22 protein-coding genes are annotated in these 24,880 nt (G+C 68.6%); 10 read left to right on the top strand and 12 right to left on the bottom strand.

Features of this window, described 5'->3' with window-relative positions:
• Positions 1-20: 20 nt before the first annotated feature.
• From AB0P21_RS01015 to zapE, 3 genes are read right to left on the bottom strand one after another with little or no spacing between them, the layout of a single operon-like run.
• Complete coding sequence (locus AB0P21_RS01015; RefSeq protein WP_363692783.1) at positions 21-896, bottom strand: PPK2 family polyphosphate kinase; 876 nt, start codon at positions 894-896, stop codon at positions 21-23.
• 35 nt (positions 897-931) lie between these two features.
• Complete coding sequence (locus tag AB0P21_RS01010) at positions 932-1,594, bottom strand: hypothetical protein (RefSeq protein WP_363692781.1); 663 nt, start codon at positions 1,592-1,594, stop codon at positions 932-934.
• Between the two features lie 48 nt (positions 1,595-1,642).
• Positions 1,643-2,671, bottom strand: coding sequence for a cell division protein ZapE (gene zapE, locus AB0P21_RS01005; protein ID WP_363692780.1), 1,029 nt, complete (start codon positions 2,669-2,671; stop codon positions 1,643-1,645).
• Positions 2,672-2,755: 84 nt separating this feature from the next.
• Here zapE and AB0P21_RS01000 point away from each other — a divergent pair, with 84 nt between their 5' ends.
• Together AB0P21_RS01000 and AB0P21_RS00995 are read left to right on the top strand one after the other, a co-directional pair.
• Complete coding sequence (locus AB0P21_RS01000) at positions 2,756-3,736, top strand: zinc-binding dehydrogenase (protein ID WP_363692779.1); 981 nt, start codon at positions 2,756-2,758, stop codon at positions 3,734-3,736.
• Positions 3,737-3,755: 19 nt separating this feature from the next.
• Positions 3,756-4,577 carry a MerR family transcriptional regulator gene (locus AB0P21_RS00995; RefSeq protein WP_363692777.1) on the top strand — a complete coding sequence of 274 codons (822 nt, stop codon included), beginning with the start codon at positions 3,756-3,758 and terminating at the stop codon, positions 4,575-4,577.
• Between the two features lie 66 nt (positions 4,578-4,643).
• On the opposite strand, the gene AB0P21_RS00990 is transcribed toward AB0P21_RS00995, so the two are convergent.
• Complete coding sequence (locus AB0P21_RS00990; protein WP_363692775.1) at positions 4,644-7,958, bottom strand: M20/M25/M40 family metallo-hydrolase; 3,315 nt, start codon at positions 7,956-7,958, stop codon at positions 4,644-4,646.
• Between the two features lie 197 nt (positions 7,959-8,155).
• Between AB0P21_RS00990 and AB0P21_RS00985 the strand changes: the two genes are divergently transcribed.
• The 3 genes from AB0P21_RS00985 to AB0P21_RS00975 all read left to right on the top strand — a co-directional run bounded on the left by AB0P21_RS00985 (position 8,156) and on the right by AB0P21_RS00975 (position 10,388).
• Entirely contained in the window at positions 8,156-9,130 is a 975-nt protein-coding gene (locus AB0P21_RS00985; protein ID WP_363692774.1) for a LysR family transcriptional regulator, read from the top strand.
• A gap of 102 nt (positions 9,131-9,232) precedes the next feature.
• Entirely contained in the window at positions 9,233-9,658 is a 426-nt protein-coding gene (locus AB0P21_RS00980) for a hypothetical protein (protein ID WP_363692773.1), read from the top strand.
• 4 nt (positions 9,659-9,662) lie between these two features.
• Positions 9,663-10,388: a PIN domain-containing protein gene (locus AB0P21_RS00975; RefSeq protein ID WP_363692772.1), complete on the top strand. Its 726-nt coding sequence runs from the start codon at positions 9,663-9,665 to the stop codon at positions 10,386-10,388.
• On the opposite strand, the gene AB0P21_RS00970 is transcribed toward AB0P21_RS00975, so the two are convergent.
• Genes AB0P21_RS00970 through AB0P21_RS00955 form a run of 4 tightly spaced genes read right to left on the bottom strand, consistent with a single transcriptional unit; the run spans position 10,385 to position 12,572 of the window.
• On the bottom strand, positions 10,385-10,936 hold the full coding sequence (locus AB0P21_RS00970; protein WP_363692771.1) for a DUF1707 and FHA domain-containing protein: 552 nt from the start codon (positions 10,934-10,936) through the stop codon (positions 10,385-10,387). The genes AB0P21_RS00975 and AB0P21_RS00970 overlap by 4 nt on opposite strands.
• A 42-nt stretch (positions 10,937-10,978) precedes the next feature.
• On the bottom strand, positions 10,979-12,058 hold the full coding sequence (locus AB0P21_RS00965) for an ATP-dependent DNA ligase (RefSeq protein WP_363692770.1): 1,080 nt from the start codon (positions 12,056-12,058) through the stop codon (positions 10,979-10,981).
• 59 nt (positions 12,059-12,117) lie between these two features.
• Positions 12,118-12,366 carry a phosphopantetheine-binding protein gene (locus AB0P21_RS00960; RefSeq protein ID WP_363692768.1) on the bottom strand — a complete coding sequence of 83 codons (249 nt, stop codon included), beginning with the start codon at positions 12,364-12,366 and terminating at the stop codon, positions 12,118-12,120.
• Positions 12,363-12,572 carry an MbtH family protein gene (locus AB0P21_RS00955; protein ID WP_363692766.1) on the bottom strand — a complete coding sequence of 70 codons (210 nt, stop codon included), beginning with the start codon at positions 12,570-12,572 and terminating at the stop codon, positions 12,363-12,365. The genes AB0P21_RS00960 and AB0P21_RS00955 overlap by 4 nt, the downstream gene beginning before the upstream one ends.
• Before the next feature lie 156 nt (positions 12,573-12,728).
• Here AB0P21_RS00955 and AB0P21_RS00950 point away from each other — a divergent pair, with 156 nt between their 5' ends.
• The 5 genes from AB0P21_RS00950 (at position 12,729) to AB0P21_RS00930 (ending at position 16,899) form a co-directional block, all read left to right on the top strand.
• Positions 12,729-13,763, top strand: a complete 1,035-nt coding sequence (locus tag AB0P21_RS00950) for a MupA/Atu3671 family FMN-dependent luciferase-like monooxygenase (protein WP_363692764.1) — start codon at positions 12,729-12,731, stop codon at positions 13,761-13,763.
• Between the two features lie 67 nt (positions 13,764-13,830).
• A complete protein-coding gene (locus AB0P21_RS00945; RefSeq protein WP_363692762.1) occupies positions 13,831-14,067 on the top strand; it encodes an acyl carrier protein in 237 nt (78 codons plus the stop codon).
• Between the two features lie 5 nt (positions 14,068-14,072).
• A complete protein-coding gene (locus tag AB0P21_RS00940; RefSeq protein WP_363692761.1) occupies positions 14,073-14,909 on the top strand; it encodes a hypothetical protein in 837 nt (278 codons plus the stop codon).
• Positions 14,906-16,096, top strand: coding sequence for a beta-ketoacyl synthase N-terminal-like domain-containing protein (locus AB0P21_RS00935; RefSeq protein WP_363692760.1), 1,191 nt, complete (start codon positions 14,906-14,908; stop codon positions 16,094-16,096). The genes AB0P21_RS00940 and AB0P21_RS00935 overlap by 4 nt, the downstream gene beginning before the upstream one ends.
• Positions 16,093-16,899: an enoyl-CoA hydratase/isomerase family protein gene (locus AB0P21_RS00930; RefSeq protein ID WP_363692759.1), complete on the top strand. Its 807-nt coding sequence runs from the start codon at positions 16,093-16,095 to the stop codon at positions 16,897-16,899. The genes AB0P21_RS00935 and AB0P21_RS00930 overlap by 4 nt, the downstream gene beginning before the upstream one ends.
• A 6-nt stretch (positions 16,900-16,905) precedes the next feature.
• On the opposite strand, the gene AB0P21_RS00925 is transcribed toward AB0P21_RS00930, so the two are convergent.
• From AB0P21_RS00925 to AB0P21_RS00910, 4 genes are read right to left on the bottom strand one after another with little or no spacing between them, the layout of a single operon-like run.
• On the bottom strand, positions 16,906-18,723 hold the full coding sequence (locus tag AB0P21_RS00925) for an NAD(P)/FAD-dependent oxidoreductase (RefSeq protein WP_363692758.1): 1,818 nt from the start codon (positions 18,721-18,723) through the stop codon (positions 16,906-16,908).
• Entirely contained in the window at positions 18,713-19,765 is a 1,053-nt protein-coding gene (locus AB0P21_RS00920; protein WP_363692757.1) for a TauD/TfdA family dioxygenase, read from the bottom strand. The genes AB0P21_RS00925 and AB0P21_RS00920 overlap by 11 nt, the downstream gene beginning before the upstream one ends.
• A gap of 45 nt (positions 19,766-19,810) precedes the next feature.
• The gene (locus AB0P21_RS00915; RefSeq protein WP_363692756.1) at positions 19,811-23,536 is read right to left on the bottom strand and encodes an AMP-binding protein; all 3,726 of its coding nucleotides are present in this window, start codon (positions 23,534-23,536) and stop codon (positions 19,811-19,813) included.
• Between the two features lie 25 nt (positions 23,537-23,561).
• Positions 23,562-24,872, bottom strand: coding sequence for an MFS transporter (locus AB0P21_RS00910; protein WP_363692755.1), 1,311 nt, complete (start codon positions 24,870-24,872; stop codon positions 23,562-23,564).
• Positions 24,873-24,880: the final 8 nt, after the last annotated feature.

Below are 24,880 nucleotides of genomic sequence, written 5' to 3'. Positions count from 1 at the left end.
GTGGTCGTCCGGAACCAGGCTCAGGTGGCGGCCAGGCGGGCCTTTTCGACGTCCACGTCGAAGTCGGCGGCGGGCCATTGGGGGTCGAGGTCCTTCAGGGTTTCGAGCAGCAGGGTGGTGACGGCCCAGTTGCGGTACCACTTGCGGTCGCTGGGGATCACGTACCACGGGGTCTCGGCGTTGTTGCAGTTCTCGAGGGCGGCCTGGTAGGCCTCGGCGTAGTCGGGCCAGAGTTGACGCTCGTCGACGTCGCCGGGGTTGTACTTCCAGTACTTCGTCGGGTTCTCGAGGCGCTCCTCGAGCCGGACCTTCTGCTCGTCGGCGGAGATGTGCAGGAAGCACTTGAGCACCGTCACGCCGTTCGCGGCCAGCTCGGCCTCGAACTCGTTGATCTGCTCGTAGCGGCGGTTCCAGACCGGCGGCGCGACCAGGTTGCGGACTCGCGCGATCAGCACGTCCTCGTAGTGCGAGCGGTCGAAGACGCCGATGATTCCCGGCGCGGGCAGCGCCTGGCGGATCCGCCAGAGGAATCCGCGGCGCTTCTCGGCCGGCGTCGGCGCCTTGAAGGAGGTGATCCGCAAACCCTGCGGGTCCATCAGTCCGGCGCCGTGCCGGATCACGCCACCCTTGCCCGAGGTGTCCATGCCCTGCAGGACGAGCAGCACGCTGCGCTCGCCGCCCTTGCGTCCTTCGGCGAACAACCGCTCCTGCCAGTCGGAGACCTCGGGGCCGATCGCGTCGAGCGCGAGCTTGCCCTCGTCCTTGGTCCCGAGGAACCCGGTGGTCGCCCGGGTGTCCCACTTGCTCAGATCGACCGGACCCTGCGGTACTCGCAACTGGTCCAGCAACCTGCCGCCTGCCACCTCGTCCGGCTTCGGAGCCTTGTTCTTCGCCATTGGCACATCCTGCCTCATGGACGGCCGAGATCGGCTCAGGCGGACGTGCCGATCATCCGGCGGCGACGGATCCACAGGGTGACCTCGACGGTGACCGCGATCAGCGCGCAGAGCCCGATCGCGACCATGCTCCACACCATGCCCTCGAGTCCGCCCAGATCGCAGTCGTAGTTGAGGCAGTCGTGCTGACTGTCGTAGTGGTCGATCCCGGCGAAGAAGGCGAAATAGGTCAGTACCGCGGTACCGCACAGGTACGCCGCCACCCGGACCAGCCACCGGCCCGCGCCGACCTTCGGGCCACCGACGAGCCGGCCCGAAGGCTGCAGTCCGGTCGCGATCAAGACGAGAGCGATCAGCCCGAGCACCACCTCGAACAGGAACAATCCGGCATCGTCGCTGTGCCAGACGAACCGGAAGCCGTCGTTGGCGACCGTCTGCCAGATCAGCAACACGTCGAGCACCCCGAGCACCACGCCCAGCCACAACCGTGCAGTGGCATTCGCCCATGCGACGCCGATGGCAGCCACCGTCACGACAGCCGCGAGACCACCCAGCGCCAAGTTCCACTGATCGCTGCCGAACCCCGTCGCGTCGTCGAACTGCACGAACCCACCGGCGCCGAGCAGCGCGAGCCCCACCACCAACAGGGCAAGGGCTCCGACGACCTGGCCCGGGACTGCTCGATGCTCTTGAGTCATGACCTCAGGGAACCACGGCAGCGGACCGCTCGGCCTGAGTAGGACCACTCAAACCGGCTGATCCATCCCCACGTGCGCGAGCGCGATCAACCGAGAGAGCGCTCGCAGGTACTTCTTCCGGTAGCCGCCCTTGAGCATCTCCGGCGTGAACATCCGGTCGAGCGGCACTCCCCCGGCGATCAGCGGGATGTCGCGGTCGTACATCCGGTCCGCGAGCACCACCAGCCGGAGCGCCACGTTCTCGTCGGAGAGTTCGCGGATGTCGGTGATCCCCACCGTCGTCACGCCGTCGAGCAGCGCGCCGTACTTGCTGGGGTGCAGCTCGGCCAGCTGGCGATACAGGTCGACGAAGTGATCGCACGATGCCCCGGGTCGCTCCGCGGCGACCTGCTCCACCCTCGCGTCCGTCCAAGGCTCCGGCGCAACAGGCAGCCCGCGATGGCGATAGTCGGGCCCGTCGATCCGCCGTACGTCGAAGTGCGCCGCCAGCCCCTGGATCTCCCGCAGGAAGTCGAGCGCCTGGAAGCGCCCCTCACCGAGCTTGTCGGGCAGCGTGTTCGAGGTCGCCGCGAGCTCGACCCCCGCCTCGACCAGCTGCCCGAGCAGCCGCGAGATCAGCACCGTGTCACCGGGATCGTCCAGCTCGAACTCGTCGATGCAGATCAGCCGGTACGCCGACAGCGCCTCGACCGCCGAACGCATGCCCAGGGCACCGACCAGGTTCGTCAGCTCCACGAACGTGCAGTACATCTTCGGTCCGGCCGACTCATGCCACAGCGAGGCGAGCAGGTGCGTCTTGCCGACCCCGAAGCCGCCGTCGAGGTAGAAGCCGGGTTTCGCGTCAGAGAGCGCTTTCGCCCCGCGCAGCCGGGCCCACAGAGAGCGCTCCCTGCGCGGTTCCGCGAGCGCCAGCCCGCGCTGCCGGAGTACGGCCAGGGCCTCGGACTGACTCGGCTCGGCCGGGTTCGGGCGGTAGGTGTCGAAGCGGACGTCGGCGAAGCGCGGCGGTGGCACGCACTCGGACAGCAGCCGGTCCGGGCTCACCTCGGGCCGGCGCTCGCTGAGTCGGGTCGGCATGGGCTCCACCCTACGAGAGGCCTTGACCTCAACTCCTGTTGAGGTCATAGCTTCGGCTCACCAACGCCGCAGTGAGGAGAGCTGATGTACGCAGTACGGCTGCACGAGTTCGGCCCCGCCGAGAATCTGGGCTACGAGGAAGTGCCGGATCCGGTTGCTGGAGCAGGGCAGGTGCGGATCAAGGTCGAGGCGGCCGGCGTGCACCTGATGGACACGGCGTTGCGGGCGGGCACGGCCGGCGGCGGGCCGGTCGCGCCGCCGGAGCTGCCGACGATTCCCGGGCGCGAGGTCGCGGGCCGGGTCGACGCCGTCGGGACGGGCGTCGACGAGTCGTGGGTCGGCAAGCGGGTCGTCGTCCACCTCGGACCGGTACCAGGCGGGTACGCCGAACTGGCGGTGGCCAAGGTCGAGTCGCTGCACGAGATCCCCGATCACCTGGACGCCGCCACGGCCGTCGCCTCCATCGGAACCGGGCGGACGGCCGCAGGCATCTTGGAGCAGGCAGCGCTGCGCGCAGATGACGTCGTACTGATCACGGCGGCGGCTGGTGGGATGGGCAGCCTCTTCGTCCAAGCAGCTCGGAACGTCGGTGCTCATGTGGTCGGCCTCGCCGGTGGATCAGAGAAGGTGGAGCGAGTGCGCGAACTCGGCGCGCAGCTGGCGATCGACTACACGGCGGCGGATTGGCCCGAGCAGGTCAAGGAGCGGCTCGACGGGCGGGAGCTGACCGTAGTACTGGATGGTGTCGGTGGGGAGAGCGGTCAGGCGGCCTTCGAGTTGCTCGGGATCGGCGGCCGGCTCTTCATGTTCGGCTGGTCCGGCGGTGGTCCGATCCAGCTGACCACCCAGGACCTGATGGCGCGCGGCCTCAGCGCCACCTGGGCGATCGGGCCGAAGCTGCTGCGACGGCTGCGGGCGCTGGAGACCGCCGCGCTGCAGGAGTCGATCGAAGGCCAGTGGGCTCCCCTGCTGACGAAGTACCCGCTGGCCAAGGCCGCCGACGCGCATCGCGCGCTCGAGAATCGCGAAACCCTGGGCAAGGTCGTCTTGACCTTGACACCGTGACAACCCTCATCGTTGAGCCATGTTCACCATCGGAGACTTCGCCGCCTTCGGCCGGGTGTCGGCGCGGATGCTGCGGCACTACGACGCGATCGGCCTGCTGCGCCCGGCCGGTGTCGACCCCACCACGAGCTACCGGTACTACACCGCCGACCAGCTCAGGCGGCTGAACCGGATCGTCGCGCTCAAGGATCTCGGCTTCACCCTCGAACAGGTCGGCGCGATCGTCGACGCGAAGGTCGGGCCGGACGAACTGCGCGGCATGCTGCGGCTGCGGCGCGCCCAGCTGGAGGCCCGGTTGTCGGCCGACGCGCTCCGGCTCGACGCCGTCGAAGCGAGGCTCCGGATCATCGAGAAGGAGGGGTTCATGTCCACCGACGACGTTGTCCTGAAGGAGATTCCGGCGATCCGGGTGGCCGAGCTGTCCGCCGTCGCGGCCAGCTACGAGGGCGTCGACATCACGCCGGTCATCCAGCCGCTGTACGGGCAGATCTGGGAGCGGCTCGGCGCCGCCGGAGTACAGCCGGCCGGACCACCGGTCGCGTACTACGAACAGAGCGACGGCGAGACAGTCATCGTCCACGCCGCCGTGACCGTCAGCCCGGACCAGCCGACCGCCGACGACTTCCAGGTCGTCGACCTGCCGGCCCTGCCGACCGCGGCCACGATCGTCCACCAAGGATCGATGGGCGAGGCCGACCAGAGCATGCAACTACTCGCCCGGTGGATCGACGACGGCGGCTACCGCAGCGTCGGGTACGCCCGTGAGGTGTGCCTGGCGTTCGACCCCGACGACGAGTCGAAATGGGTGCACGAGTTCCAGATCGAGGTCACCCGCGGCTGAAGCCTGCCGAACGCAGAGCGCCCCGGGCCGCCTGGTGGACGGTCCGGGGCGCTCACTGCGTGACTACTACCAGATCGTGTACGCGAAAGTGGCGCTACCTGTCGCCCCGCCACTGTCGGTTCCAGTCACTGTCGCCGTGTAGTTGCCACGGGTCGTCGGCGTCCCCGACACCACTCCGGCCGCGCTGATCGACAAGCCTGCAGGGAGGCCCGTCGCCCGGAAGGTGATCGGTTTGCCGGCGCTCGAGGTGGCGCGGATCTGCAGCGGGAAGGACGAGAAGCCCACGAACCCGTACTGCGCACCCGGGTTCTGCACGGTCACGGTGCCCGTCGAGGACCCCGTCACCGTCAGGCTGAACGTCGCTTCGTGGCTGACCGCACCCGTTCCCTTCACGATCACCTGGTAGGTCCCGGCCGGAGTCGAGGCCGTGGTCGCCAGGGTGAGCGTGGAGGAGCTGCCCGACTGCACCGTCGACGGTGAGAAGCTCGCGGTCGCCCCAGCCGGCAGCCCGCTCGCCGACAGCTGGACGGACTGCGCGTCACCGCTGGTGGTCGTCGTACCGACCGTCGACTGCACCGAGCTGCCCGGGGCGACGCTGCCCGAGGTGGGGCTCAGCGAGACCGAGAAGTCGCTGCCGGTCGGCGGGGCATCGCCGACCGCCAGCTTCCACAGCCCGTACGCCGCGGCGTCCGCGCTCCGGTCGAGCACCGTGGCGGAGATGTTCGCCGGGTACTTGTCACAGGCCGCGTGGTAGCAGGGGTCGTACGCCGAGTTGGCCGTGCCGCCCCACTTCTGCGCCTGTGCGGTCGTCTTGCGGGCACTCGCACCGGCGGCGACACCGCTGGTGGGGATGCCTGCGTTCTTGAAGGAGGCGTCGTCGGAGCGACCGGCGCCCTCGGTGTTCTCCTCCGGCTGCAGGTTCAGGCCGTCGTAGAAGGCCTTCAGCACCTTGCCGGTGTCGGTGGTGATGTTGTTGACGAAGTACCCGGCGTTGGTGGAGCCGACCATGTCGAAGTTGAAGTACGCCTTGATCTTCGACCGGTCCGCCGAGGGCAGCTGGTTGACGTAGAACTTGGAGCCGTTCAGGCCCTGCTCCTCGTCGGTCCACCAGCCGAAGCGGACGTGCTTGGCCAGCGTCGGGTTCTCCTGGGCGAGCCGGAGTGCGACCTCCAGGATGGTGGCCGAGCCCGAACCGTTGTCGTTGCTGCCCGGACCGGCGCTGACGCTGTCGAGGTGCGCCCCGAGCATGATCACCTGGTTGGTGTCACCACCCGGGAAGTCCGCGATCAGGTTGTCCGACGGGTACTGGCAGTTGGTGCAGCGCTGCTTGACGACCGTGTAGCCGGCGTCGCGCAGTTTCTGCTCCACGTAGCTGACCGACGCGGTGTAGCCCGCGCTGCCGGCCCGGCGGTTGCCGCCGTTGTTGTCGGCCACCTGCTGCAGTGCGGCCAGGTGGGCCTTGACCTTCTCCACATCGATGTCCGGTACGCCGGCGGGCGGGGTGGTACCGCCGACAGTGAGCCGGTAAGTGGCGGTCTTGTCGACGTCCGTGCCGTCACCGGTGATGGTCACGTTGTACGTGCCGGTGGCGGTGCTGGACGTCGTGCTGATCCGGAGCGTCGACGCATTACCCGACTGGATCGAGCTCGGGTCGAACGTCGCCGTCGCGCCGCTGGGCAGACCGGTCGCGGTGAGCTGGACCGTCTGGGCCGAACCGCTGCCGATCACAGTGTTGACGGTGGCCGACACGGCCTCACCCGGCTTGGCCGAACCGCTGGCCGGCGAGACCGACAGGGTGAAGTCGTTACCGGTCTGGGTGCAGGTCGCCTCGCCCGACTGAGCGGCGACGGAGACTGCGGTCCAGGCCGCCTTCACCTTGGCGTGCAGGGCGCAGGTGCTGTCCAGGTTCTTGGCGGCGGTCAGCGTCGTCGTACGCCACTTGCCGTAGGACATCCCGGAGGTCTTGCTCAGCATCGCGTTGTAGAACAGCTTGCCGGCTTCCTTGATGCCGATACCGGTCAGCGTCGTGTTGTTACACGTCGGGCTGGTCGGCTGGCCGTTGGTCGGGTTGGTGCCCTCGGCAAGCAGGTAGAACCAGTGGTTCATCGGGCCGGCCGCGGCGTGCACCGAGGACGGCAGGCTGCTGGAGTTGCAGTCCGGGTGACCGGAGACCTTCGACGGCTGGTACATGTACCGGATCGGGCCGGAGCCGGTCAGGTTGATCGTCTCGCCGACCTCGTAGTCCGGCTTGTCGTTCGGGTTGTTCAGGTAGGACTCGGTCAACGCCCCCCAGATGTCGGCGACCGCTTCCTGTGACGGGTGGCCGGAGATGCCGCCCGGCGTGTACGCGTCCAGACCGTGGCCGTACTCGTGCGCCACCACATCGGTCGCGGTGATCCAGTTGCGTGCGTTGTTGTAGCCGAAGACGACACCGTCGGAGTTGTACTGCGAACCCCAGTAGGCGTTGACGTCGCCGAGACCGACGAGCGCGTCGGCCCACTTGCCCTGGCCGTCGAGCCCGTTGCGCCCGTACCAGTTCTTCAGCATGTCCCACTCGCCGGCGGCGGTGTACATGACGTCGGTGCAGCCGGCTTCCTTGTCGGTCTTCGACGTGCTGCCCCACACGTCGTCGGAGCCGGAGAAGGTGCTGCCGGTCGACTGGTCGCCACAGCGCAGGCTGGGACGGGCCGGGTCGGTCATCGAGTACGTCGTACCCGACTTGGTGGTGCCGATGGTCAGGTTCGACCCGTTCCAGATTCCGGTGCCGGTACCGGAGGCGGTCTGCTCGATCGAGTGCACCACCTTCCCGGTGCGCGCGTCGACGTACACCTTCTGCCGGCTGAGCTCGCCGTCGTGGCGGCCCTCGACGATCGCCTCCCAGGCGAGCACCGGCTTCTTGGCGCCGGCGTACACGACCAGGGTGGGCTCGCCGGGTGCCGGCTTGCCCTGGTCGATCGACTTCAGCGCCGCCTTCTTCGCGGCGGCCTTGCTGACCACCGGCGTCCGGTCGACGTCGATGACGCTGTGCTGCGCCACCGACAGGCCCTTGGCGTTGCCTTGGGCATCGGTCGTGACGACGAAGTCGCCGCCGATCACGGCCAGGTCCTGGTACGTCCGCTGGTAGCTGACGTACTGCAGGCCCCACGGGGTGCTGATCTCCTGCTGGCGGACGAACTGGTCGTTCGGGCTCGCCTTGAGTTCGGCGACCCGGCCTTGGACCAGCTTGTCGGCGGTCTTGACCGCCGCCTCCCTGGGGTTGACGGGCGGTTGGGCTTGTTGAGCGTCGGCGGCGGGCATCTTCATGGCAACGACCGCGGTGGCGGCGGCTGCCAGGCTCAGCACGCAACCGGCTGCGACGGTGCGCAGGGCTGTGCTCTTCACTGGGACACTTCCTCACTGAGGGGGCGGGAGCCCCCGCCAGCGGCCGGGGGGCTGCAATCCACAGCCGGCCGATGGCGGGAGCGAGGATGCCTGGGATCCGCTGGGCAGGTGGATGAACTCCCGGCGTCCTCTGTGGGAAGAGATTGGCACCTGCGAGTTGTGGCTGTGATATCCCAGCAGGGCATAACCTCACCGCTATGGAGCTGGAACTGCGTCATCTGCGGGTCGTGTGCCGCCTGGCCGACACCGGAAGCGTCTCGAAGGCCGCCGCCGCACTGGGCGTCTCACAGCCGTCTTTGACCGCCCAGCTGCACAGAATCGAGGATGCGATCGGCGGCGTGCTGTTCGAACGAGGCCCGTACGGCGTGGTCGCGACCCCCCTCGGCAAGCACGTTCTGGGCCGCGCGCGGGCCATGCTGGCGGACATGGACGAGCTCGTCGGCAGTAGCCGACGTTATACGTCGGGTTCCTCCGTATTGCGGCTCGGCGCGGTCCGGACGGTGATGTTCGGCGCCTGGCTGTCCCGCCTTGAACAGTTACTTCCCGGCCGCCAGATCGCCGCCCAGGTGGACGCTTCGTGCGCAGTACTGACGGATCTGCTGGCCGCCGACGTGGTCGACGTGGTGATGCTCGGCCGCTGCGACGACGCCTACTCTCCCCCGTGCCCGCCCGGTATCCGCGAACAGACGATGGTCTGGCCGGAGCCCTTCTCGGTAGCCCTCCCCGCCAACCACCGCCTGGCCGGCAAGGACCGGATCGAACTGACAGACCTGGCCGACGAGATCTGGATCTGCCCACCAGCCGGCAAGGAAGACGGCGACCTCGCCTACCTCCGCAGCATCTGCGAGTCGGCCGGCTTCACGCCGGAGTTCCGCTACGCCAACCTGGACACGTCCGAGATTGAACAGTTAATAGGCGCCGGCCGGGGCATCAGCCTCTGTGCCCCTACTGTCCGCGAGATCCCCGACACCATCGTCCTGCCGATCACCGACCAGCCGTTGCTCTGGCGCCGAGCCCTCCGCTGGCGCGCCGACAGCACCCCGCAGGAAGACATCGACCGCATCCACCGGGCTTTCACCGACGTGTACACCCAAACCATCGCCACCCACGCCGCCGCCCGGCCATGGTGGGCTAGCAACCCGGGCGCCCACCCGACGGTGCTGACGCCGTGACCCCCTGGGGAGCGACCGCCCAGCGGTGCGGTCGCTCTAGTCACCAGACATCTACAGACATTTGAGGACGTCTTGGGACTTCTCGCCACTTAGAATCCACAGGTGGAGATCCTGCCGAGCCAGTCCGAGGTATTCCTGCTCGCCGACGACGACAGGCGGGTCGTCCCGTCCGGGCCGGCCCTGATCGCGCGCGACGGCACTCGGCGAGACATCCCCGAGAAGGTCGCAGAGGCGATGGAGTTCGTCGAGGCCGCGATGAAGTCCGGCTTCGCGGTCCAGATCACCGCCCTCCGTCACGAGCTCCCCATCGACGAAGCCGCAGACGCGGTGTCGCTCGGCCGGGACGAGCTACGCCTGCTGGTGAGTCGCGGCGACATTCCTTTTCGCTCGTCGGAGTACGTCGACTGGGTGCGACTTGCCGACGTGATCGCCCTGAGCAGTCGCCTGGATGCCGAGCGGGAACAGATGCTGCAGTCCTTCGCCGACGAGGAACCGTGGGACGACAACGGCTCGCCGAGGACTGACTGACCCGGTGGCTACTCTCCGCACCGCCTTCCTCGACGCGAACATCGTCCGTGGGCAACTCACGACCGACATCATGCTCTCGTTGGCCGCCGAGCGCCTTTACCGTCCGAAGTGGTCGCCGGAAGTGCAGGCCGAAGCCGTCCGCAACAAGCCGCCAGGAGTCAGCGAGCAGGCGGTTAGCGGTCGCTTCGCGCAGATGAACAAGGTGTTCGCCGCCGCGAACACCACCGGGTACGAGGGACTGACGCCGCAGATGCGGGCAGATGAGAAGGACAAGCACGTCCTGGCCGCTGCCGTCCACAGCAAGGCGGACGTCCTGGTCACCGAGAACACCAAGGACTTCGACCCGCCGACCAGCGGCCCCCACGCAATGAAGGTCGAGCGGACCTCTGAATTCCTGACGCGGGTACTCGAAGACAACCCGGACAAGGTCGTCAAAGCCCTTCAGAAGATGGTCGACCGCAATCGCTGGGCGCCGCAGACGATGCCGGAACTCATCGACAAGATGGCGACCCAGCAGGACCTCAAAGGCTTCGCGCACAAGCTCAACAGCATCGTCCCGCCCGAGCAGCGCGGTACCCATCCCAATCTGCAAGCCACCCAAGCCGCCAAGGTTGCGCTCGACGGCGTCGCCTCGCCCACCAAGGCAGCTGAGAAGCCCGCGACAACTCCCGAGGCGCGGAAGGCGTCTGCAGGCGGGCCGGAGAGGTCTGCTGACAAAGACCGCGGTTAGGTCGGGTCGGTCCAGGTCAGGTGGTAGGTGACGGCGCCGAAGCGGATGTGGTCGCCGGGGCGGACTCTGACCGGGGTGGTGATGCGGAGGCCGTTGAGGTGGGTGCCGTTCATCGAGCCTAGGTCGCGGAGTAGCCAGCCGTTGTCGACGTGGCGGAGTTCGGCGTGGAAGCGGGAGACCGAGAGGTCGGCCATTCGGAGGGTCGCGCCGGGACCCCGGCCTACGCGGACTGTTGGGGAGCCGGGTGGCGGGAGGGCCAGGCCTTGAGGGCGGACGTACTGCGCTGCGGGGCGGGTCGTGAGGGTCAGGCGCGGGATTCGGGCCAGTAGGCGGTTGAGCAGTTGCTGATAGCGCGGCTCGTTGCCGGGGAGGTCGCGGGTGGCGTTGGCCAGTTCGCGGCGGCTCTGGGCGCGGAGTACGAAGTTCATCCGGCGGATGAAGGTGTCGTGGGAGAGGCGGCCGGTGCCGGCGCCGTCGCGGAGGATCGCGAGGGCGCGGTCGCGCTCGGCGTCCGAGGGACGCGTCAGCTCGAGCCGTTCCGCGGTCATGACTGGATTGTCCGTGCCGCCGGGTTCACCTGTCCAGCACGGTCAGTCAGCGGGACGCGCCGTCAGGACATCCGCGAGGTCGAACTTGATCGGCTCTTCGAGCTGCTCGTAGGTGCACGACTCCGGCGTCCGGTCGTCGCGCCACTGCACGAACTGTGCCGTATGACGGAACCGCACGCCCTCCATGTGGTCGTACTTGACCTCCACCACCCGCTCCGGGCGTAGCGGTACGAAGCTGAGGTCCTTGCCGGCCTGCCACCTGCTGCCCTCGGCGTTGCGCGGCGTCCGATTGCCCTCTTCCTGCTTCGCCCACGCCCACGGGTGGTTGTCGAAGTCGGTGACGTACTCCTGCATCTCGACGAACAGTTCCTCGCGGCGAGCCATCGGGAACGCGCCGATCACGCCGACGCTCGCGAGCACGCCCTCGGCGTTGAAGAGGCCGAGCAGCAGCGAGCCGATCCGGTTCTCGCCGCTCTTGTGCACCCGGTACCCCGCGACGACGCAGTCCGCGGTCCGCACGTGCTTGATCTTGAACATGGTCCGCTTGTCCGGCTCGTACAGCCCGTCGAGCGGTTTCGCGATCACGCCGTCCAGCCCGGCGCCTTCGAACTGGTGGAACCACTCCGTCGCGGTCGCCTTGTCCGTCGTCGTCCGGGTCAGGTGGATCGGCGCCGAGGCCTTCGAGAGCGCCTCCTCCAATGCCGCCCGCCGCTCGGCAAACGGCCGCTCGGTGTAGTCGGTGTCCCCCAGCGCGAGCAGATCGAACGCGACAAAGCGCGCAGGTGTCGTCTCCGACAGCATCTTGACCCGCGAAGCAGCCGGATGGATCCGCTGCTGCAGTACTTCGAAGTCCAGCCGGTCCCCGGACGCGCCGACCACCACGATCTCGCCGTCGATCACGCAGCGTTCCGGCAGGTTCGCTTTGAGTGCCTCGACCAGCTCAGGGAAGTACCGCGTCATCGGCTTCTCGTTGCGGCTACCGATCTCCACCTCGTCGCCGTCGCGAAAGATGATCGAGCGGAACCCGTCCCACTTCGGCTCGAAGCTGACGTTCCCGTCCGGGATCTGCTTGATCGGCTTCGCCAGCATCGGCGGGACCGGCGGCATCACGGGTAGCTGCATGCCGCCATTCTGCCCCCGCCAGGTGCCAAACGGGGGCACCAAACCTCAAGCTCGGAAGATCAGGCCGGCGAGGCGACCATCGTGCTCAGTACGTCGCTGAGGTCGCTCAGCACCGGGTTCTTCAGCACCACACCGGTGATCCGCGCCACCCCGAGCTCCTCGCGCAGCGCCTGGGCAAGCCGGACGGCGACGATGGAGTTGCCGCCGACGGCGAGGAAGTCGTCGCTGATCGCGATGTCCGGGTTGCCCAGCAGGTCGCGCACCTTGCCGACCACCAGCTCGTCCATCGGATTGCGGAACTCGGTCACGCGTCCATCTCCTTGATCAGGCCGGCCGGCCGCAGATCGGTCCAGTGCGCGGCGACGTAGTCCAGACAGCTCTGCCGCGATTCCTTGCCGTGGACAACAGTCCAGCCGGCCGGCACCGCGACAGCCGCAGGCCACAACGAATGCTGGTTCTCGGCGTTGACGAGCACCAGGTACCCGCCCTCTTCGTCTTCGAACGGTCCAGCCACGGTTCTCCAGTGGAAGTAGTCAATGTCACACGGGCTGCGTGACGCCGGTTCGACACTACCCGGCGCCGAGGTCCGTTGACCCGATGGAGGTTAGGGTTCCGAGCTGACCCGAATCGTCGCTTGCGTGGCGCCGTCTACTGCCAGGGAGAAAGCACGATGGATCTCAGCCTGTTCTATTTCGCGAACGACTCCGGCATCGCCGAGGACGACCGGTACCGGCTGCTGCTCGAGGGCGCCCGGTTCGCCGACGAGAACGGCCTGCACGCCGTCTGGACGCCGGAACGCCACTTCCACCCCTTCGGCGGGACCTACCCGAACCCGTCGGTGACCAGCGCGGCGATCGCCGCGATCACCGAGCGGGTGCAGATCCGGGCCGGCAGCGTGGTCGCGCCGCTGCACCACCCGCTGCGGATCGCCGAGGAGTGGTCGGTGGTGGACAACATCTCGAACGGCCGGGTCGGGGTCTCGTTCGCCTCCGGCTGGCATGCCACCGACTTCGCGCTCAACCCGTCCGCCTACGCGGATCGCCGGACGGACCTGTTCGAGCGGGTCGAGCAGGTCCGAACGCTGTGGCGCGGCGAGCCCATCGAGGTTGCCGACGGCAAGGGCAATCCGACCAAGGTCCAGTCGTACCCGCCGCCGGTGCAGGACGAGCTCCCGATCTGGATCAGCAGCGTCGGGGACATCGAGACCTTCCGCAGCGCCGGCCGGATCGGCGCCGGCGTACTGACCCACCTGCTGGGGCAGAGCACCGAGCAGCTGGCCACCAAGATCGCCGCGTACCGCGAAGCCGCCGCCGAGTCCGGACGGCCTGGTTGGCAGGGTCACGTCGTGGTGATGCTGCACACATTCCTCGGCGAGGACACCGAAGCGGTCCGCGAAGTGGTCAAGCCGTCGCTGACGGAGTACATGCGCAGCTCGCTCGGCCTGATCCTGGGCGCGGACCTGAGCACCGACGCGCTGGAGCCGGACGAGATCGAGATGCTGGTCGAGCGGGCCTTCGACCAGTACTACGACAACATCGGCCTGCTTGGATCGGTCGGCAAGGGGGCACAGGTGGTCGGACGCCTGACCGAGCTCGGCGTGGACGAGATAGCCTGCCTCATCGACTTCGGGCTGCCCACGGACGAGGTGCTGGCGGGCCTGGCCTATCTCAAGCAACTGAATCTGCTGACCCTGCCCGGCCAGTAGGTTCCACCGGAGAAATTTCCATCATCAGGCCCGATCGCGGGTCGTGGCGTGCTGTGAAGGGAATCGCGTGAACGCGAAGTTCGAGGAGATCATCAGGGAGATCGGCGAGGTCGAGGAGTCCGTCGTCGTCGACGAGACGCAGCGGTTCGAGGCCGACCTGAACGTCGACTCGCTCAAGCTGCTCGACATCATCGTCAACGTCGAGGCGGAGTTCGAGGTCGAGATCGAGATGATCCACCGGTTCGCGACCGTCGGTGACCTGTGGAAGCACGTCGAGTCCCTGAAGGCCGAGGCCGGGGCCTGACACCGGTGACGTTGACGTTCGGCATCGACCAGGTGCGGGTGTACGCCGCGGACCCCCGGTACGGCGAGCAGCCGCTGCCGGAGGCCGACGATCTCGTGAAGCTGATCGGCACCGCGGGCGACCGCTTCCGTGACGCGTTCACCCGGATGTGTCTCTACGCGACCCGGAGCTCCGACGCGGACACCGAGCGTTCGTGCGACACCGTCATCGTCGGCACGGAGTACGGGAACGCCGAGGCCTTGGCGCGCCTGCAGCGTGATGCGCTGGCCCTGGGGCGGCGCCTGTCACCCCAGGCCTTCCCACAGGCCATCTCCGGCGCCGCAGCGGCATCGGTCGCCATGGCAACCGGTGCCACGGGCGCCAACATGACCCTCGGCGCCAACCTGCTGACCCCGGTGCTCGCCTTCTGGCAGGCCCACGCGACCGTGGACCGGTCGCCGGCCGCCGTCTGCCGACTGCTGGTCGGGGACCTGTACTCCGACGAGGCGCGCACCGACGCGTCGCGCCACGAGCCGACGCTGGACTGCCGCTCCGGGATGGCACACGCCGTCCTCACCCGCGGCGACGAGTTCTCGGCCGTCTTCGATTTCACCCCGGCCACCGCCGAGACCTCACCCGGTCATCGCATCCTCGACGAGGCGAACGAGGCAGGCGAGGCGAGCAAGGCCGACGAGCCGGAGACGACCGAGCGCAACGGCGCCTTCGCCCTCGGCCGTTTCCTGCAGCGAGTCATCGACCTTCCAGTCGGTGCCTCAGCGGTGCTGGAGTGCTCCAAGTCGCCGTCCCAACGAGCAACAGTGCGAGTCACCCGCGTGGCCGAACCGGAACGGAGTGAACGGTGAGCCCCTCCACCCCCCGCGTCTTCGTCACCGGGATGAGCGTGATCGCACCGAGCGGCCTGGGACTGGACGCGTTCTGGCAGGCGCTGTGCACTGCCGACCCGCTCTTCACCGAGCTCACCCCGCACTACGACGGGATGAAGCCAGGCGCACTCGGCGGTCGCGTCCCGGCCGAGGCAGTCGAGACAGCCCGGACCAAGACCCAGGCGGCCGGTGTACACCTCGCCGGCGCAGCCTCGGCGTACGCCGTGTCCTGCGCGCTGGACGCGCTCGCCGACGCGGGCCTCGAACTGGGCGACCCGCTGCTGAGTACCGCGATGGTGTGCATCGGCACGAGCGACGGTCAGGCCGATCAGTTCGAGGCTGCCGTCGCCGGGGAAGGGGACCAGGAAGGCGCCCGGATCTCCAGCTACTCGGTCGCCGAATCGGTGGCCCTCGCAGTACGGACCTCCGGGCCGGCCTTCGTCGTACAGAACACCTGTGCCTCGGCCAACGTCGCGTTGTCCTGCGGGGTCGACATGATCCGGGCCGGCGTCTGCGACATCGCCGTGGTGGGCGGCGCCGACGCCTACTCGATGAAGAACATCATCGGGTTCAACAGCCTGCAGGCGATCGGCCCCGAGCCGTGCCACCCGTTCGCCGCCGGGCGTCGCTTCGTCACCCCGTCCGAGGGTGCGGGGGTCCTGGTGCTGCAGAGCGAGCGTTCACTGCGCGAAGGCGTGACTCCGTGGGCGGAACTGCTGTCGGTGACCGTCGGCAACGACGCCAGCCACCCGACCGCGCTCAACCCCGAAGGCGTCGCTGCCTGCCACGAAACCGCCCTGGCCCAGGCCGGAGTAGTTGCCGAGGACATCGATGTGATCTTCGCGCACGGGACCGGCAGCGTCATCAACGACGAGGTGGAGGGCAAGCTCTTCGCCTCCCGCTACCCGCAGGCAGCGGTCACCGCGATCAAGGGCACGGTCGGCCACCTGATGGGCGCAGCCGGCGCGGCCGGAGCGATCGCGTCCTGCCTCACCCTGCGGCACGGCATGGTTCCGCCGACAGCCACAGACGCGGACCAGGTCGAGTTCGGCGTGGACCTCGTCACCGGTACGCCGCGCAAGGCCGACATCAGGCACGTCCAGAACAACGCCTTCGGTTTCGGCGGCAACAACGCGATCAGCATCTTCCGGTCCGTCCAGCCATGACCGTGACCGATCCGCCGTTCGGCGACACTCCCCCGCTGCGGCTGACCTTCGACGGCCCGCTGGCGGTGCTGACCATCGACCGGGCCCCGGAGAACGTCTTCGATCGCAGCATGCTCGAGTGCTGGGGTCACGCGCTGGAGTGGCTGACTCAGAACCCGCCGCGGGCGTTGCTGATCAACGCCATCGGCAGGGTGGTCAGCACCGGGCTCGACGTGACGATTCTCGACGAGCTCTCGCAGTACGGCGCGGAGAAGTTCTGGGCGGAGCAGCTCACGATGATCAAGGCGCTGGAGGATCTGCCGTGCCCGACGGTCTTCGCCGCGCACGGACTCACCCTCACCGCTGCTTTCGAGATCTCGCTGGCCTGCGACTTCATCCTCGCCGCGAAAACCGCCCGGTTCGGGCTGGTCGAGCGCCGGGTCGCGTTCATCCCGTCCATGGGCGGGGTGCAGCGCCTGGCTGCCCGGGCTGGGCGGAATCGCGCCGCGCAGCTGGTGATGACCGGTGAGTTCTATCGCGCGAGGGTGCTGGCCGAGTGGGGCGTGGTCGACTCGCTGTTCGATGGCGCCGGGTTCGCCGACCAGGCGCGCGCTTATGCGATGCGGCTGGCTCTCGGTCCCACCGCGGCGCATGCCGCGACGAAGAAGGTGCTGGCCGCGGTCCGTGACGGCGGGGTCGCGGCGGCGGACGCAGTACAGCCACGAATCAGCGAGGGGGTGGCCCGGACCAAGGACCACCACCGCGCTGTCACAGCGTTTCTGACCGAGGGCCCGCTGCACGAGACCGAGTACTTCGGCCACTGAGACCGGTCAGCGGAACTCCAGCCCGGCGAACTCCTTCGTGTCCCGCCAGTCCTGCAGGATCCGGAAGAACGTCATCACGTCCGGCCCCAGGTGTTCGTGGTACAGCGAGAAGTTGCCGAGTCCCCCGCCCTCGTTGTTGACGTAGCCGGGCGTGCAGTCGGAGGCGAGGAACTCGGCCCAGCCCTGATCGACTCCCACGTGCGTCATCCACTCGTCCTCGGCCGCCTGGGTGACCTCGACCACCTCGGCGCCTTCGTCGACCGCGTGCGCGATCACGGTCGCGACGTTCCGGGCGGACTCCATCAGGATGTGCATCACGTTGGAGAACCGCATCGCGCCGGTGGCCGGCTGGACCAGGAACGCGTTCGGGAAGCCGTGCACGTGGATGCTGTGCATGGTCCGCATCCCGTCGGCCCAGTACTCCGACAGCCGCGCCCCGTCCCGTCCGACCGCGTCGAAGCCGACCCGCCGGGTCGGCGCGGAGTTCACCTCGAAGCCAGAGGCGAAGATGATGCAGTCCACCTCGTACTCGTTGCCTGCGACAACGATGCCCTTCTCGGTGATCCGCTCCGGACCCTTGCCGTCGGTGTCGACCAACCGGACGGCCGGCTCGTTGAAGGCGTCCAGGAACTCGTCGTGGAAGGTGATCCGCTTGCACGGGATGTGGTACCAGGGCTTGAGCAGCTCCGCCGTACGCGGGTCCCGCACCGCCGCGTCCACCCGGGAGTGGATCTCGTCCATCTTCCGCAGGTCGGCGAACAGCTCGCCGCTGACGCCCTCAGGCGCGTCGGGATCCGTGCTCGGCCCCTCGCCTCCTGAGTCGCGGTTCATCCTCGCCAGCGAGGTCCAGCTGTCGTCGACCAGGTTCTCCGGTGGCGGCTCCGCGGCGGTCATGGTGTCCGCGTAGTTCTCCAGCCAGCGCCGCTGCCAGCCCGGTGTGGCGATCTCGGCGAACCACTCCGGATCGATCGGCCGGTTGTTGCGGACCTCGACCACCGACGGCGTGCGCTGGACGACGAGCAGCTCCTGACACGCGGTCGCCAACTCCGGCACGGCCTGTACTGCGGTAGCCCCGGTCCCCACGATCGCGACCCGCTTATCCCGCAGATTGCCGAGCGGACCACCCTCGCCATCGCTGGTGTACGAGTAGTCCCAGCGGCTGGTGTGGAACAGCGGCCCCTCGAACTTCTCGACGCCAGGCACTCCCGGCAGCTTCGGCACCGACAGATGGCCAAGCCCATAACTCACGTACTGCGCGGTGAACTCGTCACCGCGATCGGTCCGCACCGTCCAACGCTTCGCCGCCTCGTCCCACTCCAGGTCGGTGACCCGAGTGTGGAAGAGCCCGTTGTCGTACAGGTCGTACTGCTTCGCGATCCGCTGACAGTGCTCGAAGATCTCCGCGCCGGACGCGTACCACTCGGTCGGCTGGTAGCCGGTCTCCTCCAGCAGCGGCAGGTAGATCAGCGACGCGACGTCGCACCGCACTCCGGGGTACCGGTTCCAGTACCAGGTCCCGCCGACGTCCCCGCCGGACTCGACGCACCGGACGTCGGTGACACCGGCCTCCTTCAGGTACGCGCTCGTCATCAGACCGGCGAAGCCCATGCCGATCACTGCCACCGTGACGTGGTCGCGCACCGGCTCGCGCTCGACCCGGTCGGTGAACGGATCCTCGGCGAGTTCGGTGTGCTCCTCGCTGAGCAGCACGTACTGCGCTGCGCCGTCCGGCCGCTTGCGCTTCTCCCGCTCGACCGCGTGCTTGGCCAGGATCTTGTCGATGTCGGGCTGGAACTTCACCCGGACCTCCTCGTCAGCGGACATCTGCGCCACCGGTCATCTCGCCCAGCGCCACCACGATCTTGCGCGGCCCACTGAACGGGCTGCGCGAGTGCGCGACCAGCATGTTGTCGATAACGAGAATGTCGCCCTCCTGCCAGCTGAACGCGACCGACTCCCGATCCATCAGCTCCCGGACCTCGGTCACCACGGCGTCGTCGATCACGCTCCCGTCGCCCCAGTAGACGTTGCGAGGCAGCTCGTCCTCGCCGCACAGCTCGATCAGCGAGGACCGGGTCTCGTGGTCCAGTGCCGACGGGTGGTGCAGCGCCAGCTGGTTGAAGAACACGGACTCGCCGGTCTTCGGGTGGCGCAGGACCGCGTCGGCCTGACGTACGGTCCGCAGGCCGCCTGCCTCCGTCCACTCGAAGGTCGTCCCCTCCTCGGCGCACTTGCGCTCGACCTCGGCCCGGTCCTCGGTCCCGAAGAACCGCGCCCAACTCACGTCCACGCCTTCGATGAAGTTGCGGACATAGCGCAGGCCCTTGGTGGCGAACTCCTCGGCCAGTTCCGGCCGCAACCGGCCGAGCACGGTCCGGCAGTCGACGATCGGGGTCTGGCCGCCGGTCTGGGCAGCGATGACACACGAGAAGAACTGGCGCATCGGCCACTGCGGCAGGTGCGAGCTCTCGTTGTGGAAGCCGATCGTCAGCTCTTCGGGGTACGGCGTGGACTTGTAGACGCGATCCGATTCGCCCTCCCGCGGCAGGTCGCCGTACTCGCGGAAGAGGTCGCTGCACAGCGCCGCGGCGGCCTGGTCGAACTTCTCCACCGAGCCGCCGTGGAAGCCGCGGAGCAGGACGGCGCCGTGCCGCAGCAGCCGGGTCTCGACCTCGTCGCGGTTCGCGCGCAGCCAGCCGGGCAGGTCGACGCCGGGACCGGCCGGGGTGATGACGGCCGGCATCGCCGGTGCCTCCGGCAACGAACCGAAGGTCACCGCGGTCGCGCCGGGGGCCACTACCGAGCGACGGGTCGCGCCGCGCAGCGAACGCGGTCCAGCCGCCAGTGCCGAAGTCTCTTCCATCATCTGTCCGTCCTCATCTGGTTTCCGGTACGCCGTCCGCTCGTTGCCTCAGGCATTGAGTTCCCGCCCGATCAGCTCGGCGAGTCGCGCGACCTCGGGCTGCCGCATGATGCCGTGGTGGGTGGTCGGCAGCGAGGCGAACCCGAGCTCCGGGCCGACCACCTCCGCCCAACCCCACGTGCGATCCGGCTCCTGTGGTTCGTCCGCCGGCTCCGCACGCACCAACAGGACGGGGAAGTCCGGTCGGTCGAAGGTCTTGTGCTGCTGGACGAAATGGCGGTCCAACGCCGTCATGTTCGCCGTGAAGACGTCCAACAGACTCCGCAGCTCCGCCCCGCCAGCGTTCGGAGGCAGCCGCCCGACGTTCTGCATGGCTTCCAGCAGCTCCGCATGGCCCACCTGTCCCGCAGGCAGATCCAGCTGGTAGTGGAAGGCGAAGCGGCGGGCGAGGTGATCGTCGGGCTGCTGCGCCAGGCCACCGTCGTCATCGGGCACGGCGCCGTTGACCAGGATCAGCTGCGCCACCTCGCGGCCGGAGCGGCGCAGGGCCTGGGCGGTCGCGTAGGCCATGATCCCGCCAAAGCACCAGCCGATGATCACCGGCGGCGCGTCATCAGCAGCAGCGATGGCCGCCGCATAGCCCTCGGCCATCGCCTCGAAGTCCTGCTCCGGCTCCTTGCCGTGCAAACCCCACGCCTCCACACCGAAGACCGGTCGGTTCGCCGGCAGCACTCGGGACAGCTCCCAGTAGCTCAGCGTGTTGCCGCCGCCCGGGTGGATGCAGTAGATCGGGGCCGCGGCCTCCGGCTCGAGCGCGGCACGCATCGGGACCAGGTTCGAATCCTGTACGTCGCTCTGGCGCACCAGCACCGCCATCGTGGCGACCGTCGGCGCGCTGAACACCGCCGACATCGGCAACCGGCAGCCGAAGTCCTTGTTGATCCGGGCCATCAGCTTGATCGCCCGCAGCGACTGCCCGCCGAGCTCGAAGAAGTCGGCGTCCGGGGACGAGACGTCCTGCTCGAGGATCGAGGACCAGATCGCCAGCAACCGCTGCTCCACCGAGTCACGCGGCCGGCCGGCTCGCGCCTTCGGCGGTGTGATCGGCGCGAGCGCCTGCCGGTCGAGTTTGCCGTTGCCGGTCAACGGAAGCCGGTCCAGCAACTGCCACCCGGTCGGTACCAGAGCAGGCGGGAGCCAGCCGCCGACTGCCGCTCGCGCTTCCTCGACCGAAGGCGCAGACTCACCCGCAACGACGAGGTAGGCGTCGAGGTGAGTGACCAGCCCGCTGTCGTCCGAGCGGGCCACGATCGCCGCGGCGGTGACGCCCGGCTGACCGGTGAGCAGCGTCTCGATCTCGCCGAGCTGGACGCGGTGTCCCCGCAGCTTCACCTGGTCGTCGATGCGACCGAGGATCTCGATACCTGCGCCCGGTACGAGCCGTCCGAGGTCGCCGGTGCGGTACCTGTCACCGAAGCCTGGCAGCCCATCACGCAACTGCGCGAGATAGCCGAGGCCGACACCGGGTCCGCTGATCACTACCTCGCCGGGACACCAAGCCGGCAGCGGGATGTCCGCTTCGTCGACCACAGTCAAAGCGTTGGCGCCCAAGCCGTCGCCCACCGGGATCGAGGAGCAGCGTTCGTCGATCGCATCCAGCGCGAAGCACGAAGCGCCGACGGTCGTCTCGGTCGGTCCGTAGTGGTTGAACACTCGCAGCTCCGGCGCGACCTCCCGCAGCCGCTCGTACAACGGGCGCGGCAGCAGTTCACCACCCAGCACCAGCGCTTCCCGCGGAAGCAGCGCGAGCGGATCCTCGGCCTCGGCCAGCAACACGGTCAGGTGCGAGGGCACCAGCTTCATCGCCGCGGCAGGGTTCGCGCGGAACCACTCGGTCAACGCAGCCGGACTGGTGGCGGTCTCCGCCGGTACGAGCTGGACGCAGCCGCCGCCTGCCAGGCTCGGGAAGATCGCGGTGTACGCGAGGTCCGCCGCAAGGGTCGAAACAGCTGCGAACTCGGCCCCCTCGGACAGGTCGAGCAAGTCGCCAACGGCTGCGGCGTAATGCGCCACCTGCTCGTGCCCGATCACCACGCCCTTCGGCACACCCGAAGTACCCGAGGTGAAGATCACGTACGCCGCACCCGCAGCCTCGACGCCGGTCGGCACCGGACGCTGCGCGTCGACCACCACGTCGGCCGTCGAGACCGTGCGGACGAGGGTGGCGAGCTCAGCCTGCGCCTCGGGCTTGAGCAGTAGAGCCGGGTCGGTGTTCGCGCCTGGCGTGAGCATCAGCGTCGGGTCGGCCTGGTCGAGGATTGTCTTGATGCGCTGCAGCGGCCAAGCAGGGTCCACGGGGACGAAGGCCGCGCCGGCCAGCCAGATCCCGAGCATCGAAACGACGGTCTCGGCGGAGGCCGGCGCGAGCAGTACCACTCGCTGCCCGGTCAGTACTCCGTTGTCGCGCAGCAGTTGAGCTACTGCGTCCGCGCGCAGGGCAACGTCTCGGTAGGACAGGACGGTCTCTCCGCAGCGCAGGGCCGGCTGCCCGGGAACGCGGTCCGCCTGTCCGAGGAACCGCTCAACCACAGAGGCGTACTGCACCCCTAGATCCACAGCAGAGTCTTTCTCCGCAGTGAGTCGCAGAGTGCTGACAACACGCTCCGCTCCCCCGGCCAGCAAGTCGGCCAGCTGACACTCGTACGCAGCTGCCACGACGTCGAGGTCGTCCTGGGCAACGCGCCCGCCGCCGACCAAGGTCAAGCGGAGACTCCGCGGCCCACGCAGGCAGTCGAGGTGCAACACACCTCGAAGCTCAGCCGCAGGATCCTCGACAGACAGCTCGTCAGCCCACCGATCCTCGCGGTACCGGTACGACAGCTGGCCGCCTGCCTTCGCAGGGTCCACCTGGTTCTCGGTCGCAGCGACAGAGCGAAGCGCAGCCTCGGCCGCAGCCATCGCCTCGGCAACCGACGTCTCGGCGGTCACCGACAGCGACGCCGGCACCGGACGCTCGAGCAGCCCCAGCACACCCTCCAGACCCTCGGTGGACCGACCGTCGGCCAGCACCACCACCCGGTCGTCGGCATCGCGCGAGAAGCGTCCGTAGAGCCCACGCCACAGAGCGAGGAGGGCCGCAGATTCACTCATCTCGTGCCGCGCGGCGAGCTCACCCAGCTGCTTCAGCTCCGCGTCCTCAACCACGATCGAGGCAGTCACATCGTTGCCGACAGCAACGGGATGAAGAAACGGCAACACCGAAGGCGGCTGATCAGCCGCAGGCAGCGGCGACTGTTCCAGGACCTCGGCAAGCCAGGCCGCGGCATCGGCGTACTGCAGCTCACCGTCGCCGTCCGTCGCAACGACCGCGTCCTCCAGCAAGAGCCCGACCAGCCGACTCCAAGAAGCGTCATCGACGCTCAGCCAGGGCAACGTGACAACCAGCCGCGTGCCGTCCGGACCGAGCTCGTGCTCGACAACCAGCTCGCCGGCCCGGAACACCGTGCGATCCGGCCCCACCTTGTCGACCTCGACCGGCCCCACCGGCGCCACCACCTGAACGAGCGTGTCCAGCCCGGCGGGTCGCGTGTACTGCGTCCGCAGAATCTCGTACGTCGAGACCGCCGCCGCGATCCGGGACTCCAGCTCCGCCGCCGCGATCGGCTGGGCAGTAAGCACCGTGCGTACCGCCACGGCCTGCGCCTGACTCACCCGGGCGATCTGCTGCGGGGCGAGCTGGTAGCCCTCTTCCTGCCAGGCTTCGATGCTCGTCATCGTCCCTCTCTCCGGAGTGTCGTGGTCATGAGGTCTGGTCCTGAACTGCGGTGTCCGGCTCGGCTTCAGGGGAAGGATCGTTCAGCCGGCGGACCGCTCGCACCGGCGAGACCAGCAGGATCAGCGCGGCCGCGAACGTCCCGGCAGCGGCCACCAGCACGGTCGGCCGCAGCCCGGCCGCCGATCCCAGCGCGCCGCCGAGCAGCGAGCCGACGGCGTACGAGCCCAGGATGCCGGTCCGCGCTGTGGCGGTGACTCGGCCGAGCAGCCCGTCCGGGGTGTAGACCTGCCGGAAGCTCATCACGTTCACGTTGTAGATCGGGACGCCGAACTGCACGATGAACGAGCCGGCCGCCACCGCGGCGACCGCCGCGGCCGAGTTCCCTTTCACGGCTGCCAGGACGAGGTAACCCAGGCCCGGCAGCACCATCGACAGGATCAGCATCGAGCCGACGCCGAACCGTCCGGTCAGCCGCTCGGTCAGCAGCGCACCGGCCAGCGCGCCGGCGCTGCCGATCGCGACGATCAGGCCGACCTGCGCGGCCCCCATGCCGACGTGCACCAGATAGAGGAAGAACACCGCCATCAGGCCGCCGGAGAACAGGTTGATGGTCACCGCTGCCGCGGTGGTCCAGCGCAGCATCGGGTTCTTTCCGATCACGGCGAACCCTTCACGGATCGAGGCCCGGATCGAGCGCGACTCCGCGGCAGCCTCTGACTCCGGCGCTTTGTCGGCCGGCAGGCCGATCACCGTGATCGAGGACAGCACGTAGGTCGCGACGTCCACCACGATCGCCGCCGGTGCGCCGAGCGCGCTGATCAGTACGCCGGCCGCGCCCGGCCCGGCGACCTGGGCCGCGGAGTCCGAGATCTGCAGCTTGCCGTTCGCCTCCGGCAGCCGGTCGCGGCCGATCAGCCCCGGCGCGTACGACTGGATCGCGATGTCGAAGAACACCGTCATGGTGCCGACCACGAAGACGACCGCGAACAGCTGGGCGATGTTCAGGATGCCGAGCACGTGGGCGATCGGGATCCAGGCCAGCGCCACGGCCCGCACGACATCGGCGACGATCATCACCGGCCGACGCGCGCGGCGGTCCAGCCACACTCCGACGAACAGGCCGAACAGCAGGAACGGCAGCATCCCGAGTGCGCCGAGCACGCCCGCCTCGAACGGCGTCGCCTGCAGCAGCAGTACCGCGGTCAGCGGCACCGCCACGTAGGTGATCTGGCTGCCGAACAGCGAACTCGTCTGACCGGTGAACAGCAACAAGAAGTCGCGCTGCCGGAACAGGGACGGCGGTTTCGCCCCTGTGGTCGCGGTGCCTGTGTTCACGATTGCCC

Source organism: Kribbella sp. NPDC056861, from assembly GCF_040687575.1.
Classification (GTDB): Bacteria; Actinomycetota; Actinomycetes; order Propionibacteriales; family Kribbellaceae; genus Kribbella.
This window is presented reverse-complemented; position numbering and strand designations above follow the sequence as displayed.